Source organism: Microvirga alba, assembly GCF_015694465.1.
Lineage (GTDB): Bacteria > Pseudomonadota > Alphaproteobacteria > Rhizobiales > Beijerinckiaceae > Microvirga > Microvirga alba.
On record NZ_JADQDO010000009.1, the window covers coordinates 25,195 to 47,369 of the forward strand.

18 protein-coding genes are annotated in these 22,175 nt (G+C 64.5%); 10 read left to right on the forward strand and 8 right to left on the reverse strand.

The genetic code is table 11. The annotated features are described in order from the left end of the window. Window positions 1–8: 8 nt before the first annotated feature. The 4 genes from I2H38_RS16265 to ileS form a co-directional block, all read right to left on the reverse strand. Window positions 9–1,340, reverse strand: coding sequence for a M16 family metallopeptidase (locus I2H38_RS16265; RefSeq protein WP_196272925.1), 1,332 nt, complete (start codon window positions 1,338–1,340; stop codon window positions 9–11). A 216-nt stretch (window positions 1,341–1,556) separates the two neighbouring features. Next, window positions 1,557–2,195, reverse strand: a complete 639-nt coding sequence (locus tag I2H38_RS16270; protein ID WP_196272926.1) for a hypothetical protein — start codon at window positions 2,193–2,195, stop codon at window positions 1,557–1,559. A gap of 93 nt (window positions 2,196–2,288) precedes the next feature. Beyond that, window positions 2,289–2,765 (reverse strand): signal peptidase II, encoded by a 477-nt coding sequence (gene lspA, locus I2H38_RS16275; RefSeq protein WP_324617423.1) that lies wholly within the window; start codon window positions 2,763–2,765, stop codon window positions 2,289–2,291. Window positions 2,766–2,905: 140 nt separating this feature from the next. Next, entirely contained in the window at window positions 2,906–5,854 is a 2,949-nt protein-coding gene (gene ileS / locus I2H38_RS16280; protein WP_196272927.1) for an isoleucine--tRNA ligase, read from the reverse strand. Between the two features lie 397 nt (window positions 5,855–6,251). On the opposite strand from ileS, the gene msrB reads away from it, so the two are divergent. Together msrB and I2H38_RS16290 are read left to right on the forward strand one after the other, a co-directional pair. Beyond that, window positions 6,252–6,755, forward strand: a complete 504-nt coding sequence (gene msrB, locus I2H38_RS16285; protein WP_196272928.1) for a peptide-methionine (R)-S-oxide reductase MsrB — start codon at window positions 6,252–6,254, stop codon at window positions 6,753–6,755. 54 nt (window positions 6,756–6,809) lie between these two features. Further along, window positions 6,810–7,973 (forward strand): DUF3095 domain-containing protein, encoded by a 1,164-nt coding sequence (locus I2H38_RS16290; RefSeq protein WP_196272929.1) that lies wholly within the window; start codon window positions 6,810–6,812, stop codon window positions 7,971–7,973. 52 nt (window positions 7,974–8,025) lie between these two features. Here I2H38_RS16290 and I2H38_RS16295 read toward each other — a convergent pair whose 3' ends face one another. The 3 genes from I2H38_RS16295 to I2H38_RS16305 all read right to left on the reverse strand — a co-directional run bounded on the left by I2H38_RS16295 (window position 8,026) and on the right by I2H38_RS16305 (window position 11,599). Continuing rightward, a complete protein-coding gene (locus tag I2H38_RS16295; RefSeq protein WP_196272930.1) occupies window positions 8,026–9,000 on the reverse strand; it encodes a bifunctional riboflavin kinase/FAD synthetase in 975 nt (324 codons plus the stop codon). Between the two features lie 280 nt (window positions 9,001–9,280). Then, window positions 9,281–10,162: a TIGR01459 family HAD-type hydrolase gene (locus I2H38_RS16300; protein WP_196272931.1), complete on the reverse strand. Its 882-nt coding sequence runs from the start codon at window positions 10,160–10,162 to the stop codon at window positions 9,281–9,283. A 54-nt stretch (window positions 10,163–10,216) separates the two neighbouring features. Then, on the reverse strand, window positions 10,217–11,599 hold the full coding sequence (locus tag I2H38_RS16305) for an EAL domain-containing protein (RefSeq protein ID WP_196272932.1): 1,383 nt from the start codon (window positions 11,597–11,599) through the stop codon (window positions 10,217–10,219). Window positions 11,600–11,805: 206 nt separating this feature from the next. Here I2H38_RS16305 and I2H38_RS16310 point away from each other — a divergent pair, with 206 nt between their 5' ends. From I2H38_RS16310 to I2H38_RS16345, 8 genes are all read left to right on the forward strand, one after another. Beyond that, window positions 11,806–13,155, forward strand: a complete 1,350-nt coding sequence (locus I2H38_RS16310; RefSeq protein WP_196272933.1) for an aspartate aminotransferase family protein — start codon at window positions 11,806–11,808, stop codon at window positions 13,153–13,155. Window positions 13,156–13,177: 22 nt separating this feature from the next. Next, window positions 13,178–13,954, forward strand: coding sequence for a GNAT family N-acetyltransferase (locus tag I2H38_RS16315; RefSeq protein ID WP_196272934.1), 777 nt, complete (start codon window positions 13,178–13,180; stop codon window positions 13,952–13,954). 219 nt (window positions 13,955–14,173) lie between these two features. Beyond that, the gene (gene hisS / locus I2H38_RS16320; protein WP_196272935.1) at window positions 14,174–15,658 is read left to right on the forward strand and encodes a histidine--tRNA ligase; all 1,485 of its coding nucleotides are present in this window, start codon (window positions 14,174–14,176) and stop codon (window positions 15,656–15,658) included. A gap of 52 nt (window positions 15,659–15,710) precedes the next feature. Then, window positions 15,711–16,055 carry a hypothetical protein gene (locus I2H38_RS16325; protein ID WP_196272936.1) on the forward strand — a complete coding sequence of 115 codons (345 nt, stop codon included), beginning with the start codon at window positions 15,711–15,713 and terminating at the stop codon, window positions 16,053–16,055. A 98-nt stretch (window positions 16,056–16,153) separates the two neighbouring features. Then, the gene (locus tag I2H38_RS16330) at window positions 16,154–16,651 is read left to right on the forward strand and encodes a hypothetical protein (protein ID WP_196272937.1); all 498 of its coding nucleotides are present in this window, start codon (window positions 16,154–16,156) and stop codon (window positions 16,649–16,651) included. Between the two features lie 280 nt (window positions 16,652–16,931). After that, window positions 16,932–18,026 carry an ATP phosphoribosyltransferase regulatory subunit gene (locus tag I2H38_RS16335; protein WP_196272938.1) on the forward strand — a complete coding sequence of 365 codons (1,095 nt, stop codon included), beginning with the start codon at window positions 16,932–16,934 and terminating at the stop codon, window positions 18,024–18,026. Then, on the forward strand, window positions 18,026–19,000 hold the full coding sequence (hisG, locus tag I2H38_RS16340; RefSeq protein WP_196272939.1) for an ATP phosphoribosyltransferase: 975 nt from the start codon (window positions 18,026–18,028) through the stop codon (window positions 18,998–19,000). The genes I2H38_RS16335 and hisG overlap by 1 nt, the downstream gene beginning before the upstream one ends. 127 nt (window positions 19,001–19,127) lie before the next feature. Continuing rightward, window positions 19,128–19,604, forward strand: coding sequence for an META domain-containing protein (locus I2H38_RS16345; protein ID WP_196272940.1), 477 nt, complete (start codon window positions 19,128–19,130; stop codon window positions 19,602–19,604). A 185-nt stretch (window positions 19,605–19,789) separates the two neighbouring features. Here I2H38_RS16345 and I2H38_RS16350 read toward each other — a convergent pair whose 3' ends face one another. After that, window positions 19,790–21,883 (reverse strand): ABC transporter ATP-binding protein/permease, encoded by a 2,094-nt coding sequence (locus tag I2H38_RS16350; protein ID WP_196272941.1) that lies wholly within the window; start codon window positions 21,881–21,883, stop codon window positions 19,790–19,792. Window positions 21,884–22,175: the final 292 nt, after the last annotated feature.

Here is a 22,175-nt window from a genome sequence, read left to right on the forward strand (position 1 = left end):
ATGCGCGGTCACGAGGCCGACTTCTTCAGATAGCCCGTCACGGAACGGCGCAGGGTGAGATAGCGCTCGGTGACGGAGGCGAGGTCATCTTTCAACACGGCCTCGATCTCGCTCGGCCAGCGCTTCACGTCCTCGATGGTTTCGCCGATGGCGAGCGCCGAGCCGTAGATGCGGGCGAGTGCGGATTGGCTATCGGTGGAATAGATCGTCTCGGCCACGAGGCGCGTCTTGGCACGCTCGATGGCTTCGAAATCCAAGGCCTCGTCGGAGATGTTCTTCAACACCTCATCCACCGCCACTTCGAGCGCCTCGAGAGAGACGCCCTCAGCGGGCACCGCATAGACGCAGAAGCGGGTTTCCTCCATGGCGGAGGACATGTACCAGGCGCCTGCATTGACGGCGAGGCCGCGCTCTAGAACGAGCTTGCGGTAGAGATACGACGTCGGACCGCCGCCGATCACCTCGGCAAGAAGTTCGAGCGCATAGCAATCCCGGTTCTTGGCGCTGCAACAGGACGGCACGAGATAAAGCCGCTGCAAGGTCGGCTGCTCGACCTTCGGATCGGCCACCGTGATGTGGCGCGCGGCAACCGGTTCCGGATCGCGTGGGCGGAAGCGCACGGGGCGCTCACCGCGCGCCTCGATGCGGCCGTAAGTGTCTTCTGCAAGACGGCGCACCTCATCGGGTGTCACGTCGCCGGCGACAACCAGGATGGCGTTCTCCGGCGTGTAGAAACGGCGGTAATAATCAAGCGCGTGATCGCGGTTGAGCGTTTCGATCTCATGCATCCAACCGATAATCGGAATGCCGTAAGGGTGATGCACGAACAGCGCCGCCGCCATGGCTTCGGAAAGTTGCGACGAGGGATCCGTCTCGACCCGCATGCGCCGCTCTTCCAGCACCACGTCCCGCTCGGGGCCGATCACGGATTCCTCGAGCAGCAGGTTCGTCATGCGGTCGGCCTCGAACGCCATCATGGTCTCGAGGTGCTCGCGCGCGACGCGCTGGAAATAGGCCGTGTAGTCGAAGGACGTGAACGCGTTCTCCTGGCCGCCGAGACCGGACACGACTTTCGAGAACTCGCCCGCCGGGTGCTTCTCGGTGCCCTTGAACATCAGGTGTTCAAGAAAGTGCGCGATGCCCGATTGCCCGATCGGATCATCCGCCGAGCCATTGCGATACCAGATCATATGCGTGACGACAGGCACCCGGTGATCAGGGATCACCACCACGTCGAGACCGTTATCGAGGGTGAAGCTCGATACTTCTGGCCCACCACCTTCCGTCCGCCCCTGAGAGGCGGCGTCGGCGCGGAGGAAAGGCTTCGTGGCTGCGTCCATGATGTTTTCAACCTTAGCGGAAACAAATCAACCCGTAGGATTCCAATACGGGAATAACTCAATCTTGTTCTCAAGCAAGCGGGGCAGCGCAACTTCCGGGTGCGACACGGTTTTCACAGGCCGATGCGAACAAGCTTGGGCTTTTCGGGGCCCAGAAAGCATTTCAGGCGAGACGGGGTGCCCCGTTCGCCTGAAATAAGAAAGATCGATGATGTCTTAGCGCTGTTGCTGCTGTCGGATGAAAGCATGCGGGCTGTCGGGATCGCCGACCGGCTGCGGATCAACCGAGGCCTTGAGCGGCGCGCCGCCCGCGGCCTTCAGAAGACCGCCCGGGGGATCGCTGAGATAGCGACGCTCGAGACCATCGCCGGCGAGTTTCACATCGTCGCTCGACTTGAACGAACGCAACTCGTCCGGGCTCATGATGCTCTTGTCAGCCTGACGGCCGACAGGGCCCGACGGGCCGCCATGCACATAGTTGTTCGGATTGCGCCCGGCGCGCATCTCTTCGATGGAGAGCGGCTTGCCGTTGCTGTTCTTGTAGAGCTCGGAGTTCGTATAGGGCGTCCTCGCCTCGGCGGCGGCCTTGCGGGCGGCGATCACGTCCGGATCCTTGGGCCAGTTGCCGTTGCGGGCTTCCGCGCCGCCGCCGGGGGCAGGCTGACGCAGTTCCATTTTCGGCGGGAGAACCAGCGGCGCACGCTCGTTATAGACGATCGGCGCCTTCTCCTTGGGGATGATGCCAATGCTGCCGAGCAGGCTCTTCACGACCTCGCCCTCTTGCGCCATCGCGCCGGAGGAGGCGACGAGAAGCGCTAGAGCGCCCGCGCTACAGAAGACCTTCAATCCGTTCATGGCACCCACCGTATGGTTCCCAAAATTCTTTCCGGAACGCCTGACGGCCCATTCGGGCGAACATAAGGCGGCGCGGACGTTCGGAGGTTTAGACTACCGCGTCCGGCGCTTTTCCAACAGAAAGGAGTCATAAAGCAATCCGATCACCCCCGCAACGATGGCCGCATCCGCCACATTGAAGACGTACCAGGACCACGATCCGAAATAGATCTGGATGAAATCGAACACCGCGCCATAGGCGAGGCGGTCGATGACATTGCCGATGGCGCCGCCGACGATGAGCCCGAGAGAAATCGCCAGAACCCAGCCCGTCGTGCGCCGGATCCAGAAGATCAGGCCGACGGCCGCGACGATCGAGATGACAACGAGCATCCAGCGCCCAAACTCGGTGCTCTGCTGGAACAGACCGTAGGAAACGCCGCGATTCCAGACCACGATCAGGTTGATGAACGGCCCAAACGCAACCGGCTCGCGCACGGGCAGGTCATAGATGAACAGGCCATAGATCTTCGTCGCCTGATCGAGGATGAGGATGATCAGGGCAGCGGCGAAACCGAGATAGGCGGCGATGGGGAGGCCACTCTTCTTGGTGCGGCGCTTGCCCCCGCCTTTCGATGGCGAGGAGCTTTTCGTGGGGCGCGGTCGTTGCGGCGCTGCCTGTTCGGGCGGAACGGAGATCGGAGCGGACGGATCCGGATTTTCGGTCATGCTCATTCCGCAGCCGTCCTCAGCCGGTCCCATTCCCGCAACGCCGCCGCATCGCGCGGGGTCACGTCCGGATAATCGGTGTCGGAGCCGACATCGGGGGAGACCTTCCACGACCGGGCGCATTTCCGGCCCTCGGCGAGCGCGGGCACAACCGAAACACCCTTCACGTCATCGAGACGGAAGGCGTCAGCCGGTCCCTCACCCGTAACGATCTTGATGCCGGAGGTGATGCAGATCTCAGCCATATCGAGGCCCTGCACCGCCTGCAGAAGATCAGCGTCGGCGATATGGACGACGGGCGCGGCCTCGAGGCTCGCGCCGATGCGCTTCTGCGCGCGCTCGATTTCGAGCGCGCCGGTGACGACGCGGCGGACGCGGCGGATCTTGGCCCAGCGTTCTGCCAAAGCCTCGTTGCGCCACTCGGTCGGCACCTGCGGGAAGGTTTCGAGATGCACGGACTCGGCGTTGGGATAACGCGCGAGCCACGCCTCCTCCGCCGAGAAAGCGAGGATCGGCGCGATCCAGGTGGCAACACAGCGGAAGGTCTGGTCGATGACCGTGAGCGCGCTCTTGCGGATCTTGCTCGACAACGGATCGCAATAGAGCGCGTCCTTGCGAACGTCGAAATAGAACGCCGACAGATCCGTCGTCATGAACGAGTTCAAAAGCGCGATCACGCGCTTGTAGTCGAAGGTTCCGTAAGCCTCACGGATCTCGCCGTCGAGTTCGTTGAGGCGATGGAATACGAAGCGCTCCAGCTCGGGCATCTCCGAAAAAGCGACTTTGTCGGCCTCGTGGAAATGCGCGAGAGAACCAAGCATCCAGCGGATCGTGTTGCGCAGCTTGCGGTAGGTCTCTGCCGTCGTTTTGATGATTTCCGGGCCGATCCGTTGATCGTCCCAATAATCGACGGAAGCAGTCCAAAGCCGCAGAATGTCGGCGCCGGACGTGCGGATGATATCTTGCGGCGCGACGGTATTGCCCAACGACTTCGACATCTTGCGACCATTCTCGTCGAGCGTGAAGCCGTGCGTGACCACGATGTCGTAAGGCGCGCGGCCGCGTGTGCCGCAACTTTCGAGGAGCGATGAGTGGAACCAGCCACGATGCTGATCCGATCCCTCGAGATACATGACCTGATCCGGGCCGCCATCGACCTTGCGCTTCACCTGCAAGTCGAGGCGCTTCTCCAATGCGAATGCGTGCGTGCAGCCGGAATCGAACCACACGTCGAGAATGTCGCCGACCTTATCGAAGTCAGCCACGTCATAACCGCCGGCCCTCAGGAAGCGCGCACCGTCATCCACATACCACGCATCCGCGCCTTCCTTCTCGAAGGCATCGGCGATGGCCTTGTTGACGCGCTCGTCCTTGAGGATCTCGTTGGTGCCCTTCTTCACGAAGACCGCAATCGGCACGCCCCAGGCGCGCTGGCGCGACACCACCCAATCGGGCCGGTTCTCGATCATGCCGGTGATGCGGTTCTCGCCTGAAGCGGGCACCCATTCCACGGTCTTGATCGCATGAAGCGCGCGCTGGCGGAGCGTGTCGCCCTTGTCGTCGAGCGCCTTGTCCATGGCGATGAACCATTGCGGCGTGTTGCGGAAGATCAGCGGACCCTTCGAGCGCCAGGAATGGGGATATTGGTGCTTGAGACGCCCGCGCGCGATCAGCGCGCCGACTTCCATGAGCTTCTTGAGCACGGCCTCGTTCGCGCCCGCATCCTTGCCCTTGTCGTCATAAACGCGCTCGCCCGCGAAGAACGGCACATCGGGGAAGTAGGACGAGTCCGGCGCAACCGTATGCGGCACCTGCGGCGTGCCGCAGGCCTCGAACACCGCCTTGTGCTTGACGAACGTGTTGTAGTCGTCCGCGCCGTGGCCGGGCGCGGTGTGCACGAAGCCCGTGCCCGCATCGTCGGTGACGTAATCGGCGGGCAGCATCGGAACCTGGAAATCCCAATAGCCGTTGGCGCCGTCAAGGCCCCGGAACGGATGCGCGCAGCGCTCGATCATCACCGGCAGCACATCCTTGACGCGCTCGTATCCGGTAACGCGGGCAGCCGCGAACACGTCCGCCGCGAGCTTGTCGGCGAGCACGAAACGCTCGCCGACCTTGGCCCAATTGTCGGCAGCCGCCTCCGTGACCTTGTAGAGGCCGTAGGCGATGTCCGAACCGAACGCGATGGCGCGGTTCGCCGGGATCGTCCAGGGAGTCGTCGTCCAGATGACGACGGAGGCCCCTTCGAGATCGCCGTCGAGGGTGTTGGTGATGGCGAATTTCACCCAGATCGTGGTCGAGGTTTTCTCGTGATACTCGACCTCGGCCTCGGCAAGCGCGGTCTTCTCCACCGACGACCACATCACCGGCTTCGAGCCGCGATAGAGCTGGTCGGATGTCGCGAAGCTCATGATCTCGCGCGCGATCTGCGCTTCGGCATCATAGGACATCGTGGCGTAGGGGTGAGACCAGTCGCCCTCGACGCCGAGGCGCTTGAACTCCTCGCGCTGCACGTCGATCCACTTCTCGGCGAAGGCGCGGCACTCGCGGCGGAACTCGACGACGGGCACGTCGTCCTTGTTCTTGCCCTTGGCGCGATACTCCTCCTCGATTTTCCACTCGATCGGCAGGCCGTGGCAATCCCAGCCGGGCACGTAGTTGGAATCGAAGCCAAGCATACCTTGAGAGCGGACGACCATGTCCTTCAGGATCTTGTTGAGCGAGTGGCCGATATGGATGTTGCCGTTGGCATAGGGAGGCCCATCGTGCAGCACGAAGCGCGGCCGGCCTTTCTGGACCTCGCGCAGGCGCTCGTAGAGCTTGTTCTCATGCCAGCGTTTGAGCAGCTCTGGCTCGCGCTGAGGCAGGCCCGCGCGCATCGGGAACTCGGTCTGCGGCAGAAACAGCGTTTCGGAATAATCGCGCGCGGGGGCGTCTGTCTTATCGGTCATGACGGTCAATCGGTCTTGATGAAGATGGCCCGCGTGACCGGGCGCATCAGGCATTCGTGAAGGGGCGAAACGGCTCAAATCCCGGACCTTCGCGCATTACGCGAGGGCCGGGCCTATAATTCGCGAGGCGCGGATGAGAATTGCGCGGGAAGCCTGAAAAACCATGGACATGGCAAGCCTTTTAGCAGCGCCGCGCGGGATAATAAAGCGTAGCGATTCTGGTGACAGGCACCTATTTAAGGATAGAACAAACCCGCCCGGGCCGTGTCGTCCGGGACGGGAACGCGAGCGCATCCCGAGAGAAACGGAATACGCTCTAGAAACGCTTATTTTGCCGCATTTGTCTCGCGCAGAACCGGATCCCACTTCTGCGGGAAATGCTCTAAAGGATCGACCCATGGCTCATACGACCATTCCGGCAGGACAGCGCTCCAAGGCGGGCTTTGATCTGACCCCGCCAAGCCAGGAGCAATTCGCAACGCTCGCGGCGGACCTGGACGATGAAGAGCGCCGGGTTATGCTCGACCACGGCACGGAGCGCCCCTTCTGCGGCGTGTTCAACGCGGCGAAGAACGCCGGCACCTATGTCTGCCGCCTCTGCGGCCTGCCCTTCTTCCGTTCCGGCGCGAAGTTCGAATCCGGCACCGGCTGGCCGAGCTTCTTCGATCCCATCGACCGCGAGCACATCGCCTTCATCCGCGACACGAGCTACGGCATGGTGCGCACGGAAATCCGCTGCGCCCGCTGCGAGGGCCATCTCGGCCATGTGTTTGACGACGGCCCGCCGCCCACGGGCGAGCGCTATTGCATGAACTCGGCCTCGATGCGGTTCATTGCCGAGGGCGAGCCCCTGCCCGACCTCCTCGACCGGGGCGCGCCCGAAGGCAAACCGCTTGCCTGACGAGCGCCCCAGCCCCATTTGCCCGGGGGAGATCCTTCGGCAGAGCGGGCCTTCATGGAGACGAGCGTAGCCACGGCGGACAGGCCCGACGCGACCGGATTCTATGACCGGTTGCCCGTCTTTGGCATGTTTTCGCAACTGACCGATCCGGACATCTACACGCCCCTGCCGGACGATTGGATCCTGGGCCTCGCCGATATCGTGCGCTCGACCACCGCGATCGAGACCGGACGCTACAAGGAGGTCAACACCGCCGCCGCCGCCGTCATCGCGGCCATCGCCAATGGCTTGGGCGGCAACGACTTTCCCTTCGTTTTCGGCGGCGACGGGGCAAGCTTCGCCCTGCCTCCGTCCCACACCGATCTCGCACGGGAAGCGCTATCAGCCGTCGCGGCCTGGGTTCGGGACTCGTTTTCGCTTGAATTGCGCGTCGCGCTCGTTCCCGTCGCAGAGGTGCGCGAGCAGGGCCATGATGTGCGCATCGCCCGGTTCGCCGCCTCGGTGGATGTAACCTATGCCATGTTTTCAGGCGGCGGCATGGCCTATGCGGAACGGCGGATAAAGGAAGGGGCCTATGCGGTTCCGCCCGCCGCGCCCGGGACGCTGCCGGACCTAACCGGCCTGTCCTGCCGTTTCGACGAAATTCGGGCGGAACGTGGCGTCATCCTCTCACTGATCGTCGTTCCCGGTCGGACGGCGGAGACGAGCGCCTTCAACGATCTCGTCCGCGACATCCTGTCCCTCTCGGAGAACCGGACAGAGGCCGGGCGGCCGATGCCCGAAGGCGGGCCCGGCATGAGCGGGCCCTTCAACCGCTTCGCCATGGAAGCGAAAGGCATGACGGGGCCGCGCCCGCTCGTCTATGCCGCGCTCGCGGTGCGGCGTCTGCTGTCGTTCCTGATCCTCAAGCTCGGCATGCCGATCGGCGGGTTCGATCCGGCGCGCTATCGCCGCCAGCTGGTCGAGAACACGGATTTCCGCAAATTCGACGACGGCCTGCGCATGACGCTCGATTGCACGCCCGCCCTTGCCGACCGTCTGGAGGACCTGCTCTCGGAAGCACAGCGGCAAGGCATCGCGCGCTTTGGGCTGCACCGGCAGGCTTCGGCTTTAATGACCTGCTTCGTGCCCTCCGCCACCCGCAGCGACCACATCCATTTCGTCGATGGCGCGATGGGCGGCTACGCGGCTGCGGCGCGGAAGTTGAAGGCGGCGTGAGGGTGGCAACGCGCAGAGCCCCCTCTCCCTCGGGGAGAGGTGAAGAATGGCGTCACACACCGATCATCGACGCGGTCCTGTCCTCGGCGAGCAGGCGCTTCGCCTCCGCCGAATCCCGGTCCATCTGCGCGATCAGCGCCTCGACGCTGTCGAATTTTTCCTCGCCGCGAATCCAGCCGACGAATTCCACCTCGAGGGTCCGGCCGTAGAGGTCGCCGGAGAAATCGAACAGGAATGTCTCGAACAGCGGCGCGCCATTGTCGAAGGTCGGGCGGCGGCCGAAGCTCGCGACGCCGTCGACGAGGCGACCGCCCACATTCGCGCGGACCGCATAGATGCCGTGGCGCAGGCGGCAATCGTCGGAAAGACGCATATTCGCGGTGGGATAGCCAAGGTCGCGCCCGCGCTTGTCGCCATGGCGCACTTCTGCGCGCACGAACCAGCGATAGCCGAGAAGCCGGTTGGCCTCGACGATGTCACCCGCTTCGAGCGCGACCCGGATGGCGCTGGACGAAATCGGCTCTTCGTCCTCCGTCACCGCGGGCGCGATCAGGCATTCGAGACCGCGCGCCTTGCACAATTCCAGCATCCGCGCCGGATTGCCCTCGCGGCCGCGGCCGAAATGAAAATCATGGCCGACCACGACGCCCGCGATCTTGAATTCGTTCGCCAGGAGATCGACGAATTGCTCTGCGGTCAGGGTGGCGACTGTCTGATCGAAGCGCCACAGGAAAACGCCTGCGAGACCCAGACGCGAGAGGATCGCGAGCTTCACCGGCTCCGGCGTGATGCGGAACAAGGGGCGATCCGGTTGGAAGAAGGAGCGCGGATGCGGCTCGAAGGTCACGACCACGCCGCGATTTTCCGCCACCACGGCCATGTCGATCAGGTAGCGATGACCGCGATGCACCCCATCGAAATTGCCGATGGCCGCGATGGCCCCTTTCATACTCTCCGGCACGGGATCGCCCTCGCGGCAGACCACGAAGGGGGGAGGTTCAGGGAGCGTTTCTGTTTCGGCGGACATCGGGATCAGGACGGGCTTTCAATGGCCGCGACCCTGTCGAAATCCGGCCCCAGGGTCAAGGGATGAAGCAAATGCGTCTTCCTTCCCTGTCATGGATGGACGGTCCCGCGGGTTCGGCGTTCATCCGTGACCGCGCGGCCGGTAATGAGACAGAGGTAGAGCGCCGCACCCCGCTTGTCATGGCCGGGCATGGTGTCGGCCATCTCGATGAAACCAAGCCAGCCGCATCGGGATCACCAGCACGAGGCCGGTGACGACAAAAAGAGGTGGCAGAAGGGCTTTAGGCCGCCCAGGACAACACGCCCGTGATCGCCTGCGGCTTGACCGGTTGGAGGTCGACCCAATCCTGCACGTGCTCAGAGACGAGCGGGCCGTGATGGGCCTTCAGCTCCTCGGCGTGGATGCCGCGTGCGATCAGGAGCGAGTCGATGCCGAAGCCTGCCGCGCCCGCAATGTCGGTTCGGATCGCATCGCCGATGGCGAGCACCCGCTCCTTGGCGATGGGGCGTCCGTTGAGGGCCGCCGCGACCGCGATCGCCCGGTCATAGATCGGTGCATGGGGCTTTCCCGCATAATAGACGTCGCCGCCCATCTCTTCGTAAGCGACTCCGAGCGCTCCGGCGCAAGGCACGATGGTGTTGCCCCGTTCCACGATGAGATCGGGATTGGCGCAGACCATCCAGAGCTCGCGCTTGAGCATCGCCTCGAGCCGGGGGCGGTAATCCTCGACCGTCTCCAGCTCGTCATTCTCGAAGCCGGAGCACACCACGTATTCCGCCTCCGCGATGGAGCCGAAGCGGATATTGAGACCGTCATAAATCGGCATGTCGCGGGCAGGGCCGATGTGATGCACGACCTTGTCGACGCGCTCCTCGATGGCAAGGCGAGTCAGATCACCAGAGGTAACGATGGCGTCGTAAGCGGTGCGAGGAACCCCGAAACCGTCGAGCTGTGTCCCGACGGACGCCCCGGGGCGGGGCGCGTTGGAGACCAGGACGACCCGGCCTCCACGCTCGCGAAAGCGCGTCAGGGCCTCGCTTGCGGTCTCATAAGCCTTGATGCCGTTGTGCAGCACGCCCCACACGTCGCACAGGACGAGGTCGTAGCGGTCGGCCAAGGGTTGCAGGCCGTCGACGAGGGCGGGGCGAAGAGAGGCGGTCATGAGATCTCGCGGGCTAGAGTTCGTTCATGTTTCAAGGAGACATGAACAAAGAAGTCAACCGGCGCGGCGCATGGCAGGTCTGTCGCCAGCGGGCGAGGATGCCTTTTCTGCGCCCGGTTCCCCCAAGACTTCTGACCGGATCGCGCGGGGGGCGGCGAAGACGAAGCCTTGCGCCAGCGGAACGCCGAGATCGACGAGAGCCGGCACGATCTCCTCGCGCTCGACGCGTTCGGCGACCAACTTGATGCCCTCGCGGCGCAGGATGGAGGCGAAATCGCGCACGCCGAGATCGTAGGCCGAACCTTCATCCTGTTCGGCAGCGGCGAGCATCAGCTCGGCGGGAAGCTTCAGGAAGCGCACGCCGAGATCGGAAAGCGCGCGGGCATCGAAATCAAGGTCGCCGGCCCGATCGAGGGACATCGGCACGCCCCGGTCGCGCAGGGTCGCAAGTGCTTGCCTCTGGTCCGCATCGAGGCTGCGCCACAGACTCTGCGGGAGTTCTAGAACGATTTTGCCCACCACCTCTGGCGAGGCATCCAGGACCCGGACGAGCGAATGCAGGAAACCGGGCTCCCTGACGGAGCGCGGCGACAGGTTGACGCCGACGATCGCCTCGCTGCCCCGAGCCAGCAGGTGGTTCGCCACGGCGATGGTGCGTGTGATGACCCGCCGGTCGAATTCCGGCGCGCGGCCAAGGCGTTCGAGGACGGGAAGGAACTCGCCGGGACCGAGAAGCGTCCCATCCGCCAGCCGCAAACGGGCGAGCGCTTCATAGAAGCGAACCCTGCGCTGCGGCAAAGCGACGACCGGTTGCAGGTGAAGCTCGACCCTGTCGGCCTCGAAAGCCTGGGTGACCAGCCGCATCCGGCGCATCTCGTCCTCGGTCTCCTTGCGGGGCTGCGGCAGGAGAGAGGGCTCGGGCTGCGCCTTTTCCCGTGCGGCGACGGGGGTCGTGACGGGACGCGGCTCCGGCGCAATCTTGAGCGCGGGTTTCTCGCTCTCGGCGGGTTTCGTGGAGACTTTCAGGCTGTCCTTGAGATCAGCCACATCGCGGTTTTGCGCCGCGACGTTGCGGGCGAGTTCGCGCACCACCCCGCCGAGCAAGCCGACCGTACCCGTGACCTCGGCCATGGTGGTGCGGATGGCGGGAGTCGCCGCGCCGGGGGTGCGGATGATGTCCTGCTCAAGCCGGATCAGCCGCTTGGCGACGTATCTGAGATCTGCGGAGGCTTTCTGGGCGGCCTTGGAGGCTTCGTTCGCCCGCGCCCAGGCGAAGGCCACGCCGGAAAGGGCCGCCACATGCAGGAGCGCGATGGAGGTCGCGAGGAGACCCGCGTCCACCGCCACCGCGCCGAGGACAACGACCACAGCCGAGGCCGTGCAGAGAGCGCCCAATGTCGCCCCTCGGCCTTCCAAGATCTGTCGTGCCTTTGCCATGTCCACCGTGGGGGCCCCCGCTCCCGAAATCCCGCCTTTTGTGGCGGCGAATCAGTGTGAACCGATGTTGTCGGAGGGGCACCTCAATCGCAAGTGCAGCCTTGTTACAAGAGGTAAAATTGCCGCTTTCCTGGTGCAAAAGTCGTTTTGCCGCGCTTTGCTTCGGCTGCTAGGTTGGTCGCCAGAATCCATGTCCGAGGACTTTCATGACCGCTCAATCATCCAGGGCCGCTCACGACCTATCCGCGCCGAACGATCTGGAAGCCTGGTGGCTTCCCTTCACGGCGAACCGTTCCTTCAAGCAGCGCCCGCGCATGATCGCCCGTGCCAAGGACATGCACTATTACACCCCGGATGGACGCGCCGTGATCGACGGCGCGGCGGGCCTGTGGTGCTGCAATGCGGGCCATAACCGCGATCAGATTACCGCCGCCATCCAGAACCAGGCGGCCGATCTCGATTATTCGCCGGCCTTCCAGTTCGGCCATTCGGCGGGTTTTGCGGCCGCCTCGCGCATCGCCCAGCTCGCGCCCGGCGACCTGAACCATGTCTTCTTCTGCAATTCCGGCTCGGAGGCGGTCGACACCGCTCTGAAGATCGCGCTCGCCTATTGGAACGTTTCGGGCCAGGGCAGCCGCACCCGGCTGATCGGTCGCGAGCGCGGCTATCACGGCGTCGGCTTCGGCGGCATTTCGGTCGGCGGCATCGTCAAGAACCGGCAGTTCTTCGGCACCCTGCTCGCGGGCGTCGATCATCTGCCGCACACCTATAACCGCGCCGAGCAGGCGTTTTCGCGCGGAGAGCCCGAATGGGGCGCGCATCTGGCGGACGACCTGGAGCGCATCGTCGCGCTCCATGACGCCTCGACCATCGCTGCCGTCATCGTCGAGCCCATGGCCGGTTCGACCGGCGTGCTGCCGCCACCGAAGGGCTATCTCCAGCGCCTGCGCCAGATCTGCGACAAATACGGCATCCTGCTGATTTTCGACGAAGTCATTTCCGGCTTCGGACGTCTCGGCACCGCGTTTGCGGCGGAACGCTATGGCGTGATCCCCGACATGATCACCTTCGCCAAGGGCGTGAATTCGGGCACCGTGCCGATGGGCGGCGTGCTGGTGCGCCAGGGCATCTACGACGCCTTCATGAAGGGGCCGGAAAACGCGATCGAACTGTTCCACGGCTACACCTATTCCGGCCACCCGCTCGCCTGCGCGGCGACGCTGGCGGCACAGGACATCTACCGCGACGAGAAGCTGTTCGAGCGCGCGAAGACCCTGGAGCCGATCTGGGCCGACGCGATCCATTCGTTGAAAGGCCTGCCGAACGTGCTCGACATCCGCACCATCGGTCTTGTGGGCGCCATCGATCTCGCCTCGCGTCCCGATGCGGTCGGCGCGCGCGCCTTCGAGGCCATGGATCGCGGTTTCAACGAATACGACCTGATGATGCGCATCACCGGCGACACCATCGCCCTGTCGCCGCCGCTCATCATCACCGAGAACCAGATCGGCGAAATCGCCGACAAGCTCGGCAAGGTGATCCGCGCGGTAGCATAACGGCTAGACTGGGGCGGCCTTCGTGTTGCGTCCAACCTCCGCCCTCTCGTCTCACGACAGACAGTGGCTTGGCTCGTTTCTGCGGGACAAGCCGCTGTTTCGTTTGTATTTCGAGGCGGCCCTGGCCGATCTCGAAAACGGCATCGACAACCGTTCCGCCTACCTCGGCCAGGACCGGGCCGGGGCGTTGCTCGGGATCGCCTTCGATCAGCTCGTCGTCGTGACCGCCATCGGAACGTTACGGCCGGATGAACTGGCCCTCGGCCTCGCATCGCCATCGGCCACCGAGCTTCATCTCGAACCGGCCCATGAAGCCATCCTGCGGTCGCGGTACGGCCATCGGTTGATCGAAGCGCGTGACATGCACGTCTATGGGCGAAAATTAGGCGCGGAAGCCGCCGACCCGGATGCTCGCCGCCTGGGGGCTGACGACGCGCACGCCGTCACCCGCTTCATGCAGACGCACTACCCGCGCAACGCCTTTTCCGAATGGATGCTGACCCTGCCGTTCGTCGCCCTCTTCCATGCGGGCGACATCGTCGCCACGGCGGGAACCATCGCGTGCCATGGAGATACCGCCCTGATCGGCGATTTTCTGACGCGGCCCGACCAGCGGGGACGCGGGTATGCCCGCCGCCTCGCCCATCATCTCGGCTGGGTCTTCGCGCAGGAAGGGGTTCGGACCCTCGTCCTCGCGACCACGGCGGACAATGTCCCGGCCTGCCGTGCCTATGAGGCGGCGGGCTTCCGCATTCTCGAAACCAGACGGCAGATCGACCTGGGTCCGAAAAACGTTTGAGACGGCCCCCGGGGTGTCATCCCCGGCGAGCGCAGCGAGGGAAGGCGATCCACCTTCGGGCGTCACGCCCATGGATCCCCTTCGCCTCCGCTTCGCTCCGGCGGGGGATGACAGCGGCGGCTGAGCAACTGTCGCTGGCCTCAAGCAAACCTTGCCCCTCAGCGCTTTGCGGTTTAGGACCCGAGCACGTTTTCTCACCAACAGACTGCATCTCGACCCATGTCCAAAGCCGACAAATTGAAGGCTCGCGCGCCGCGCGGCTTCGCCGACCGTGGTCCCTCCGAGCTGGCGGCGACCGAGCGGATGCTCGCAGCAATCCGCGAATCCTATGAGCTCTACGGTTTCGAGGGGGTGGAAACGCCCTTCGTCGAATACACCGACGCGCTCGGCAAGTTCCTGCCGGACCAGGACCGCCCGAATGAAGGCGTGTTCTCGTTTCAGGACGACGACGAGCAGTGGCTGTCCCTGCGCTACGACCTGACCGCGCCGCTGGCGCGCTATGTGGCCGAGAATTTCGACGCCCTGCCGAAGCCCTATCGCAGCTACCGCGCCGGCTGGGTTTTCCGCAACGAGAAGCCGGGACCGGGCCGCTTCCGCCAGTTCATGCAGTTCGACGCCGACACGGTGGGCGCGGCTTCCGTCGCAGCGGATGCGGAAATCTGCATGATGGCCGCCGACACGCTCGAAAAAGTCGGCATCAAGCGCGGCGACTATGTCATCAAGGTCAACAACCGCAAGGTTCTCGACGGCGTGCTGGAGACCATTGGCCTTGGCGGCGAGACACAAGCAAACCAGCGCCTGACGGTGCTGCGCGCCATCGACAAGCTGGATCGTTTGGGGCCGGACGGCGTGCGCCTTCTGCTCGGGCCCGGCCGCAAGGACGAGAGCGGCGACTTTACCAAGGGCGCGGGGCTCGGGCCTGACGCCATCGACCGGGTGCTTTCGTTCGTGGATGCCCGGGGCGCGACTTTCGCCGACACCATCGCCAACCTGCGCAAGGTCGTTGCCGGGTCTGCGCGGGGCGAGGAAGGCGCGAACGAACTCGCCGAGATCGGGACCCTCGTCGCGGCCTCGCGCTACGAAGACCGCGTGATCATCGACCCGTCCGTCGTGCGCGGCCTCGAATACTACACCGGCCCGGTCTACGAGGCGGAACTCACCTTCACCGTCACGGACGAGGACGGACGCCCCGTGCGGTTCGGCTCGGTCGGCGGCGGTGGGCGTTATGACGGGCTCGTGGGCCGTTTCCGCTCCGAGCCGGTTCCGGCGACGGGCTTCTCGATTGGCGTGTCGCGCCTGTTCTCGGCGCTTCGCATGGTGAAAAGCCCCATCGTCTCCGGCCAGGAGCAGCCCGGTCCCGTGGTGGTTCTCGTCATGGACAAGGACCAGATCGCCGCCTACCAGCGCATGGTCTCGACCCTGCGCCAGGCTGGCATCCGCGCTGAGCTTTATCTCGGTTCGTCCGGCATGAAGGCGCAGATGAAATATGCCGACAAGCGCCAGAGCCCTTGTGTCATCATTCAGGGCTCGAACGAGCGCGAGCGTGGTGAGGTCGAGATCAAGGACCTGATCGAGGGCGCGAAGGCAGCCGACGCCATCGCCTCCAACGCCGAGTGGAAATCAGCGCGTCCGGCGCAATTTTCGGCTGCTGAAGCCGAGATCGTCGAGGCCGTGCGCGAGGTTTTGGCGCGGCATTTCTCTTGACGTAATACCCTATCCCAATAAGCTTGAGCTTCCATTGGGATAGGGGGCTCCCGTGCGGACGGCCGTTGGCGTCTGGACTCTGGCATTGCTTGCGCTTGGAGCGCCAAGCGCCTTCGCTGCGCCCCCGGCTCTCCCCCAATACGCGATCAAGGAATGGTGCGCCTTCGCCGCGACCTTGAACAAGCAGGAAGCGAAAGCCATCCACGAGGGTTGTCTCAGCCAGGAGCAAAAATCCTACTCCTTGGTCAAAGCGCGATGGGATTTTCTGCCCGACGACATCCGCCGCCGCTGCATTCCCGCCTCGCGACGGGGCCACTACGGCTCCTATTTCGTGCTGCGAATGTGCATTTGGGGCGAGCTGCCGGACGAGCGGAAACACGAGCTGGTTGAGCGTTAAGCCACCCGCATAGCCACACATGCTACAGAGAGTTAAGCAGGAACTCTTAAGCTTGTCTGCGCGTTTTCCTTCAGTTCCGCGCCCATCAGGAGACCATTATGGCGAAGGCCAAGTCGAAGAAGAACGCTGGCAATGAGGAAAAGAAAACGGATAAGAAGCTGCCGAAAGGCCTGCGCAAATTCGCCCCCCTCAAAGCGCTGATGACCACCCAGCATGGGCGCGAACTCCTCGCGGACGCCCTCATGGCTGCGGCTACCGCCGCGGCTGGTGCCCTGACCAAGAAGCGCCCGGGCAAGAAAAGCGCAGCGGCTTCCGAAACGCATTTCGCCGGCGCCGCAAAGGATGCGGTTTACTCGGCTGCCGGGGCTCTTGCGGGGGTCGTGACCGAGGCGTCCCGCCATCTCCTCCCGGCTTCCCTCATGGGCGAGCCGGAAACGGAGAAGAAGCCCAAGGCAAAACGCAAAGCCGCCGCCAAGAAAGCGAAGGCCCCCTCTTCTCAGGCCGAGAGCAAGCCGAAGGCCGCCCGGAAGACGGCCAAGGTCGTCGATATCCCTGCGGTTCACGCTTCGCCGGACGAGAAAATCTCTAAGCACTGACGCTCGTAGCGCCTGTCCGGGGAGGCCTCCACTCATCGAGACGGCCGGCACAAGGCCGGCCAGGACAGCGGCGCGCTTTTCACCCGTTGCCCTCGCCTCCTCCTCTGTCATCACCGGGGGGCGTCCCGGTGATCCCGATGCGAAACACGCCTCACTCAATCAGGATGGCCCGGGGGCCGCCCCCCAACGTCCCCGCATTCACCCTGCCCGCCGAAAACGGTCGCCTTCCCTGTCAAGCATTGCTAGAGAGCATGCGGACAAAGGAATTTGGACGACGCCAGTGACGGAGACGGATGCCATTATCGCGCTGATCGCGCTGTTTGAGCGCGAGGGCTATGCGCGCGTCGAGCCGGCTGTTCTGCAGCCGGCGGACATGTTCATCGACCTGTCGGGCGAGGATATTCGGCGGCGCATGTTCGTCACGCAGGATGCCTCGGGGACCGAGCTTTGCCTCAGGCCCGAATACACCATTCCCGTCTGCCTCGGGCATCTCACCCACCACGGCGCGCAACCGGCGGGCTATTCCTATGGCGGCCCGGTCTTCCGCATGCGTGCGGGCGAGAGCGGCGAATTCCTGCAGGCCGGTCTCGAGTCCATCGGCCGGGTGGACGCCTCCGCCGCCGACGCCGAGATCCTCGGTCTCGCGCTTGAGGGCCTCGAGCAGCTCGGGCAGACCTCCTACCGTGTGAAGCTCGGCGATATGGGGCTGCTCCATGCGCTCATCGACGCGCTGGGCGTGGCGCCCGCAGCCAAGCGTCGGGTCATCCGCGCCATCGTGTCCGGCCAGGGGCTGGCGAGCCTGAGCGAGCCGGAGGGCCAGACCCAGCAGGAACATGCGGGCCTTCTCGCCGCCATCGAGGGCCAGGCGCCCCATGCGGCCAAGGCTTTCGTGGAGGACATTCTCTCCATCGCGGGCATCGCCCGCGTCGGCGGACGCAGCGCAGGCGAAATCGCCGAGCGTTTCCTTGCCCGCGCCGCCAATCGGTCCGGCCTCGCCGATGCGGCCCGCGACGTGCTGGAGCGCTATCTCGCCATTGCCGGCGACCCCGATCAGGCGATCCAGGCGGTCAAGAATCTGGCCAAGGATGCCGGTCTCGACCTGAGCGCGGCCGTGAGCGCCTTCGAGGAGCGCACCGGCTTCATGGCTGCACGCGGCCTCGATGTGAGCGCATTCTCGTTTGCCGCCACATTCGCCCGCAACCTCGATTACTACACGGGCTTCATCTTCGAAGTGCAGGACCCCAAGCGCAGCGACGGCAAGCCCATCGTCGGCGGCGGGCGCTATGACCGGCTGCTGGATCACCTGGGGGCCACCGCCCCGATTCCGGCGGTCGGTTGTTCCTTCTGGCTCGACCGCATCGTGGGGAGGCCCTGATGACCGATTCTCCCCTGATCCTGGCCGTCCCCTCCAAGGGACGCCTGCAGGAAAACGCGGCGGCGTTCTTCGCCCGCGCGGGTCTGGTGTTCTCGCAATCGCGCGGCGCGCTCGATTATCGCGGCACTCTCACCGGCGTGCCGGATGTGGAAGTAGCATTTGTCTCCGCCTCCGAGATCGTCAGCCAGCTCGCGAGCGGCGCGGCCCATCTCGGCATCACCGGCGAGGACCTGATCCGCGAGCAAATCCCTGACGCCGACGACGCGGTCGAGTTGCTGACACCCCTCGGCTTCGGCTACGCCAATGTGATCGTCGCGGTGCCGCAGGCCTGGATCGATGTGCGCACCATGGCGGATCTCGACGAGGTGGCCGCCGACATGCGCGCCCGCCACGGTCGCAAGCTGCGGGTCGCGACGAAATACGTGAATCTCACGCGCCGTTTCTTCGCCGAGCGAGGCATTTCCGATTACCTCATCGTCGAGAGCCTGGGCGCTACCGAGGGCGCCCCCGGCGCGGGCTCGGCGGAGATCGTGGTCGACATCACCACGACCGGCGCGACCTTGAAGGCCAACGCCCTGAAAATTCTCGATGACGGGCTGATCCTGCGCTCGGAGGCCAACCTTGTCGCCTCCGCCCGCGCCGCCTGGACCGACAAAGCGCTCAAGGCCGCCACAGCGGTGCTCACCCGCATCGCGGCGGAGGAAGAGGCACGCACGAGCCGCGAGGTGCGCGCGGCGCTCGATCCGTCCCGGGTTTCGGGGCTGTCGTCCCTCGCGCAGCAATTCGGCGCGTCCCTTCCCTTCGGCCAGCCTACGGGTCGGGAAGTGGTGCTGCATTGCAAGGTCTCGACGGTGTTCGAGATCGTGGCCGGGCTGCAAGCGATCGGAGCCCAGGACATCACGGTGCGAACCTTCGACTATCTCTTCCGCCCGACGAACGCCCTCACCGAGCGGCTGTTGGGTCGGATGGGCTGAAGGCGAAGATGTTGCCGCCGACCTGTTCTCAATTCGGCGGATCATGCACCAAGACGAAGCGCAAGGGGCGTTGCCTCCCGGCGCAAGGCCCCTTATGGTCCCGACGTTTTCTGTTCACGAGGTTCTGATGAACGCGCTTCGACTTGCGGCGCTCCTGGCCGCCTTCGCAACTGTGTCGGTCGCTCAAGCCGAGACATCGACGGTCCCCGGCCGACCTGCGGGCCCGACGCGTCAGGTGGACGCCAAGGTTCCGCAACCGAGTCAGCGGGACAAGATCTTCCCCCTCGGCTCGTCCTGGACGGCGGTCAGCCTCAACGGCAAGCCCTTCAGCGGCGACCGTCCGAGCTTTGCGCTCGACGACCAATTGCGTGCCCGCGGCTTCGGCGGCTGCAACAATTATTCGGCCACCGCCTATCCCCTGCGCGAGCAGGGCCTCGCCGTCGGCCCCTTCGCCCTGACCAAGAAGTCCTGCGACAAGGCCGTGATGGCCATCGAGCAGGCTTTCCTCGTGGCTTTGCGCACCTCGGCCAAGTGGAACATCGAGGGACAGACGCTGATCATCAGGACCCAGAACGGCGAGTTGCGGTTCGACCGGGCGCTGTAAGCGTTCTTCCTCCACCGTTATGCGATGGCCGGCCCTTGTGCCGGCCATTTTTTTGCGGCGTCATCCCCGGTGCGCGGCCGCGCCCGTCCCCGCCTTCGCGATGAAGTGAAACGCGGCACGCAATCGGGATCACCGGCACAAGGCCGGTGAGGACAAACGAGGCTGGCCTCCGATCAGCGCGCCCCCTACTCCGCCGGTTGGGGCTGGCGCTTCTCGACAGGCGCGTAGAGACCGTCTTCCGTCATCGTCATGTCGATGCGCCGGTCGTGGAAGGCGGAGAGCGTCGAGCGGTGGCCGATGGAGACGACCGTGGTCTCCGGCAGCTTCTCCCGGATGACCGCATAGATCTCCGCTTCCGTCGGCTCGTCGAGCGCGGCGGTCGCTTCGTCCAGGAACAGCCAATCGGGCTTGGCCAGCAACGCCCGGGCGATGGCGAGGCGCTGTTGCTCGCCGAGCGACAGAGTCTGTGCCCAGGCGCGCTCCTCGTCGAGGCGGTCGGCAAGAGTTGGCAGCTTCGCCGCGCGCAGTGCCTCCTTGATCGCGGCGTCGTCATAATCCGCATGCGCGCCGGGATAGGTCACGGCGGCGCGTAGCGTTCCCATCGGAATGTAGGGCCGCTGCGGCAGGAGCATCATGCTCTGCCCGTCCGGCACCAGGATCTGCCCCGTGCCGAACGGCCAGATTCCGGAGATCGCGCGGAACAGGGTCGATTTGCCCGAGCCCGACGGACCCGTGAGCAGGGTCGCCTCGCCCTGACGGAACGCGACGCCGTCAGCCTTCATCAGCACGCGGCCATCCGGCAGCGCCACCTCAAGCCCCGCGACGTTGAGATCGCCATTGTGGGAGGGAGCGAGCGACACGCGCTCCTTGCCACCCTTCTGGCGCACAGCCTCCACGGCGGCCTCGAAGGTGGTCAGACGATCGACCACCGCTTTGTAGTTGGCGATGGTGGAGTAGGACGTGATGAAGAAGTCGAGCGCGCTTTGGACACTCGAAAACGCGCCGACCGTCTGCTGCATCTGGCCCAGCGTGATCTTGCCGATGAAAAAATACGGCGCGGTCAGGATGTAGGGCACCACCACATTGGCCTGGAAGTAGGTCGACTGGAACACCTGCAGCCGCATGACGCGGCGGACGATCTGCATGAAGTTGCGAACGATCATGCCGAAGCGGCCGTTCAACGCGTGCTGCTCCGCCGTCTCGCCGCCGAGAAGGGCGACCTGCTCGGTATATTCGCGCAGACGCGCCAGCGAAAATCGATAGTCAGCCTCCACCCGCTCCTGCTGGAAGTAGAGGTTGATGAGCGGACGGCCGATGACATGGGTCAGCCATGTCCCGAGAAGCGCGTAGGCGATGCAGACCCAGACCAGCAGGCCGGGGACCGGGATATCCGTGCCAGGCAACGTGAAGCCTTGGGACAGCGCCCACAGGATGGCGATGAAGGAGACGAGCGTCGCGGATTGGTTCAGCAGACCGATGGAGAGTGTGTAGGTCTGGTCGATGTAGCTTTTCAGATCGTCCGCGATACGCTGGTCGGGGTTGTCCGCCGCGTGGCCGGCGAGTTGCATGCGATAGTGAGTTCCTTCGCCCAACCATTCACTCACATAGAGCCGGTTGAGGAAGCCGCGCCAGCGGATGCGCAGCACGTATTGCGATACGATCTCGACCAGCGCCACGGAAATGAACACCGCAGCCAAGGGCACGAAGACCCAGAAAAGCTGATACCAGAACGCCCCGGCATCCTTTTCCTGAAGGGCGTTGAACATGTCGCGGCTGAAGAAGTTCAACCGAACGCTGAGGGCGACCTGTCCCAGATTGATGGCGATCAGAAAGGCAAGCAGCGCCGTGCCGATGGCGCCCTCGGAGGCGCGAACCGTGCCGATGAGCGGGAGGCGGATCTCGCTCGACGCGTGGGAGGTGAAATAACGGTCCGCGATCCGCATGATCGTCCGGATCACCGGGATGCGCGACACGCCGAAAATCACGAAGGCGAAAATCGTCGCGCCGACCGGCATCGAGGCAGGCGGCACATAATTCACCAGCATCTCCGGCACGGCATCGAAGGCCTGGGCGAGGCTCAGGGCAACGAGAATGCCCTCGAGGCCCGCCAGGACCGAAAGAAATACCTTGAGGAATTTCGGCATGTCCCGGGCGAGGAACAACGCAACACCCAAGCCCAGCATCGCTAGGGGCAGCAGGATCGAGATGTCCGTGCCGCTGACCTGCAAGGCGAGAAGGGCGAGACCGACGGCTGCCGCCACGATGCTGGCCTGAATCATACGTATCGTCCTCAAAAGCTCACTGGAGCAAAAACCCACTTGGGTCTGTCTAAAGCATGATCCGGCCAAGGGGAATCCGGTTGCCTTTCCAGATCGCGCTCAAATGTGAGCGAGCGAGTGCAAAGACCGTGTCAGCGCATGACCTCTCCGAGACGGATCTCGATGCGCGATCACCCGCGCACGTGGCGAAAGAAAGGTGAAAGTTCCGCATTCTGAAGACTGTGACGACATGGACCCGGTCATCATCGCCCGGTCTGGCGCCAGCTTTGCGCGGATGGGAAGGCGTTCTTCA

Bases quoted from the DNA above. Each gene is read 5' to 3' on its own strand.
- I2H38_RS16270 (WP_196272926.1), bottom strand. From the start codon at position 2,195: ATGAACGGATTGAAGGTCTTCTGTAGCGCGGGCGCTCTAGCGCTTCTC.
- I2H38_RS16290 (WP_196272929.1), top strand. From the start codon at position 6,810: ATGGAGACGAGCGTAGCCACGGCGGACAGGCCCGACGCGACCGGATTC.
- I2H38_RS16330 (WP_196272937.1), top strand. From the start codon at position 16,154: ATGGCGAAGGCCAAGTCGAAGAAGAACGCTGGCAATGAGGAAAAGAAA.
- msrB (WP_196272928.1), top strand. From the start codon at position 6,252: ATGGCTCATACGACCATTCCGGCAGGACAGCGCTCCAAGGCGGGCTTT.
- I2H38_RS16345 (WP_196272940.1), top strand. From the start codon at position 19,128: ATGAACGCGCTTCGACTTGCGGCGCTCCTGGCCGCCTTCGCAACTGTG.
- I2H38_RS16305 (WP_196272932.1), bottom strand. From the start codon at position 11,599: ATGGCAAAGGCACGACAGATCTTGGAAGGCCGAGGGGCGACATTGGGC.
- I2H38_RS16295 (WP_196272930.1), bottom strand. From the start codon at position 9,000: ATGTCCGCCGAAACAGAAACGCTCCCTGAACCTCCCCCCTTCGTGGTC.
- I2H38_RS16300 (WP_196272931.1), bottom strand. From the start codon at position 10,162: ATGACCGCCTCTCTTCGCCCCGCCCTCGTCGACGGCCTGCAACCCTTG.
- hisG (WP_196272939.1), top strand. From the start codon at position 18,026: ATGACCGATTCTCCCCTGATCCTGGCCGTCCCCTCCAAGGGACGCCTG.
- hisS (WP_196272935.1), top strand. From the start codon at position 14,174: ATGTCCAAAGCCGACAAATTGAAGGCTCGCGCGCCGCGCGGCTTCGCC.
- I2H38_RS16350 (WP_196272941.1), bottom strand. From the start codon at position 21,883: ATGATTCAGGCCAGCATCGTGGCGGCAGCCGTCGGTCTCGCCCTTCTC.
- I2H38_RS16265 (WP_196272925.1), bottom strand. From the start codon at position 1,340: ATGGACGCAGCCACGAAGCCTTTCCTCCGCGCCGACGCCGCCTCTCAG.
- I2H38_RS16310 (WP_196272933.1), top strand. From the start codon at position 11,806: ATGACCGCTCAATCATCCAGGGCCGCTCACGACCTATCCGCGCCGAAC.
- ileS (WP_196272927.1), bottom strand. From the start codon at position 5,854: ATGACCGATAAGACAGACGCCCCCGCGCGCGATTATTCCGAAACGCTG.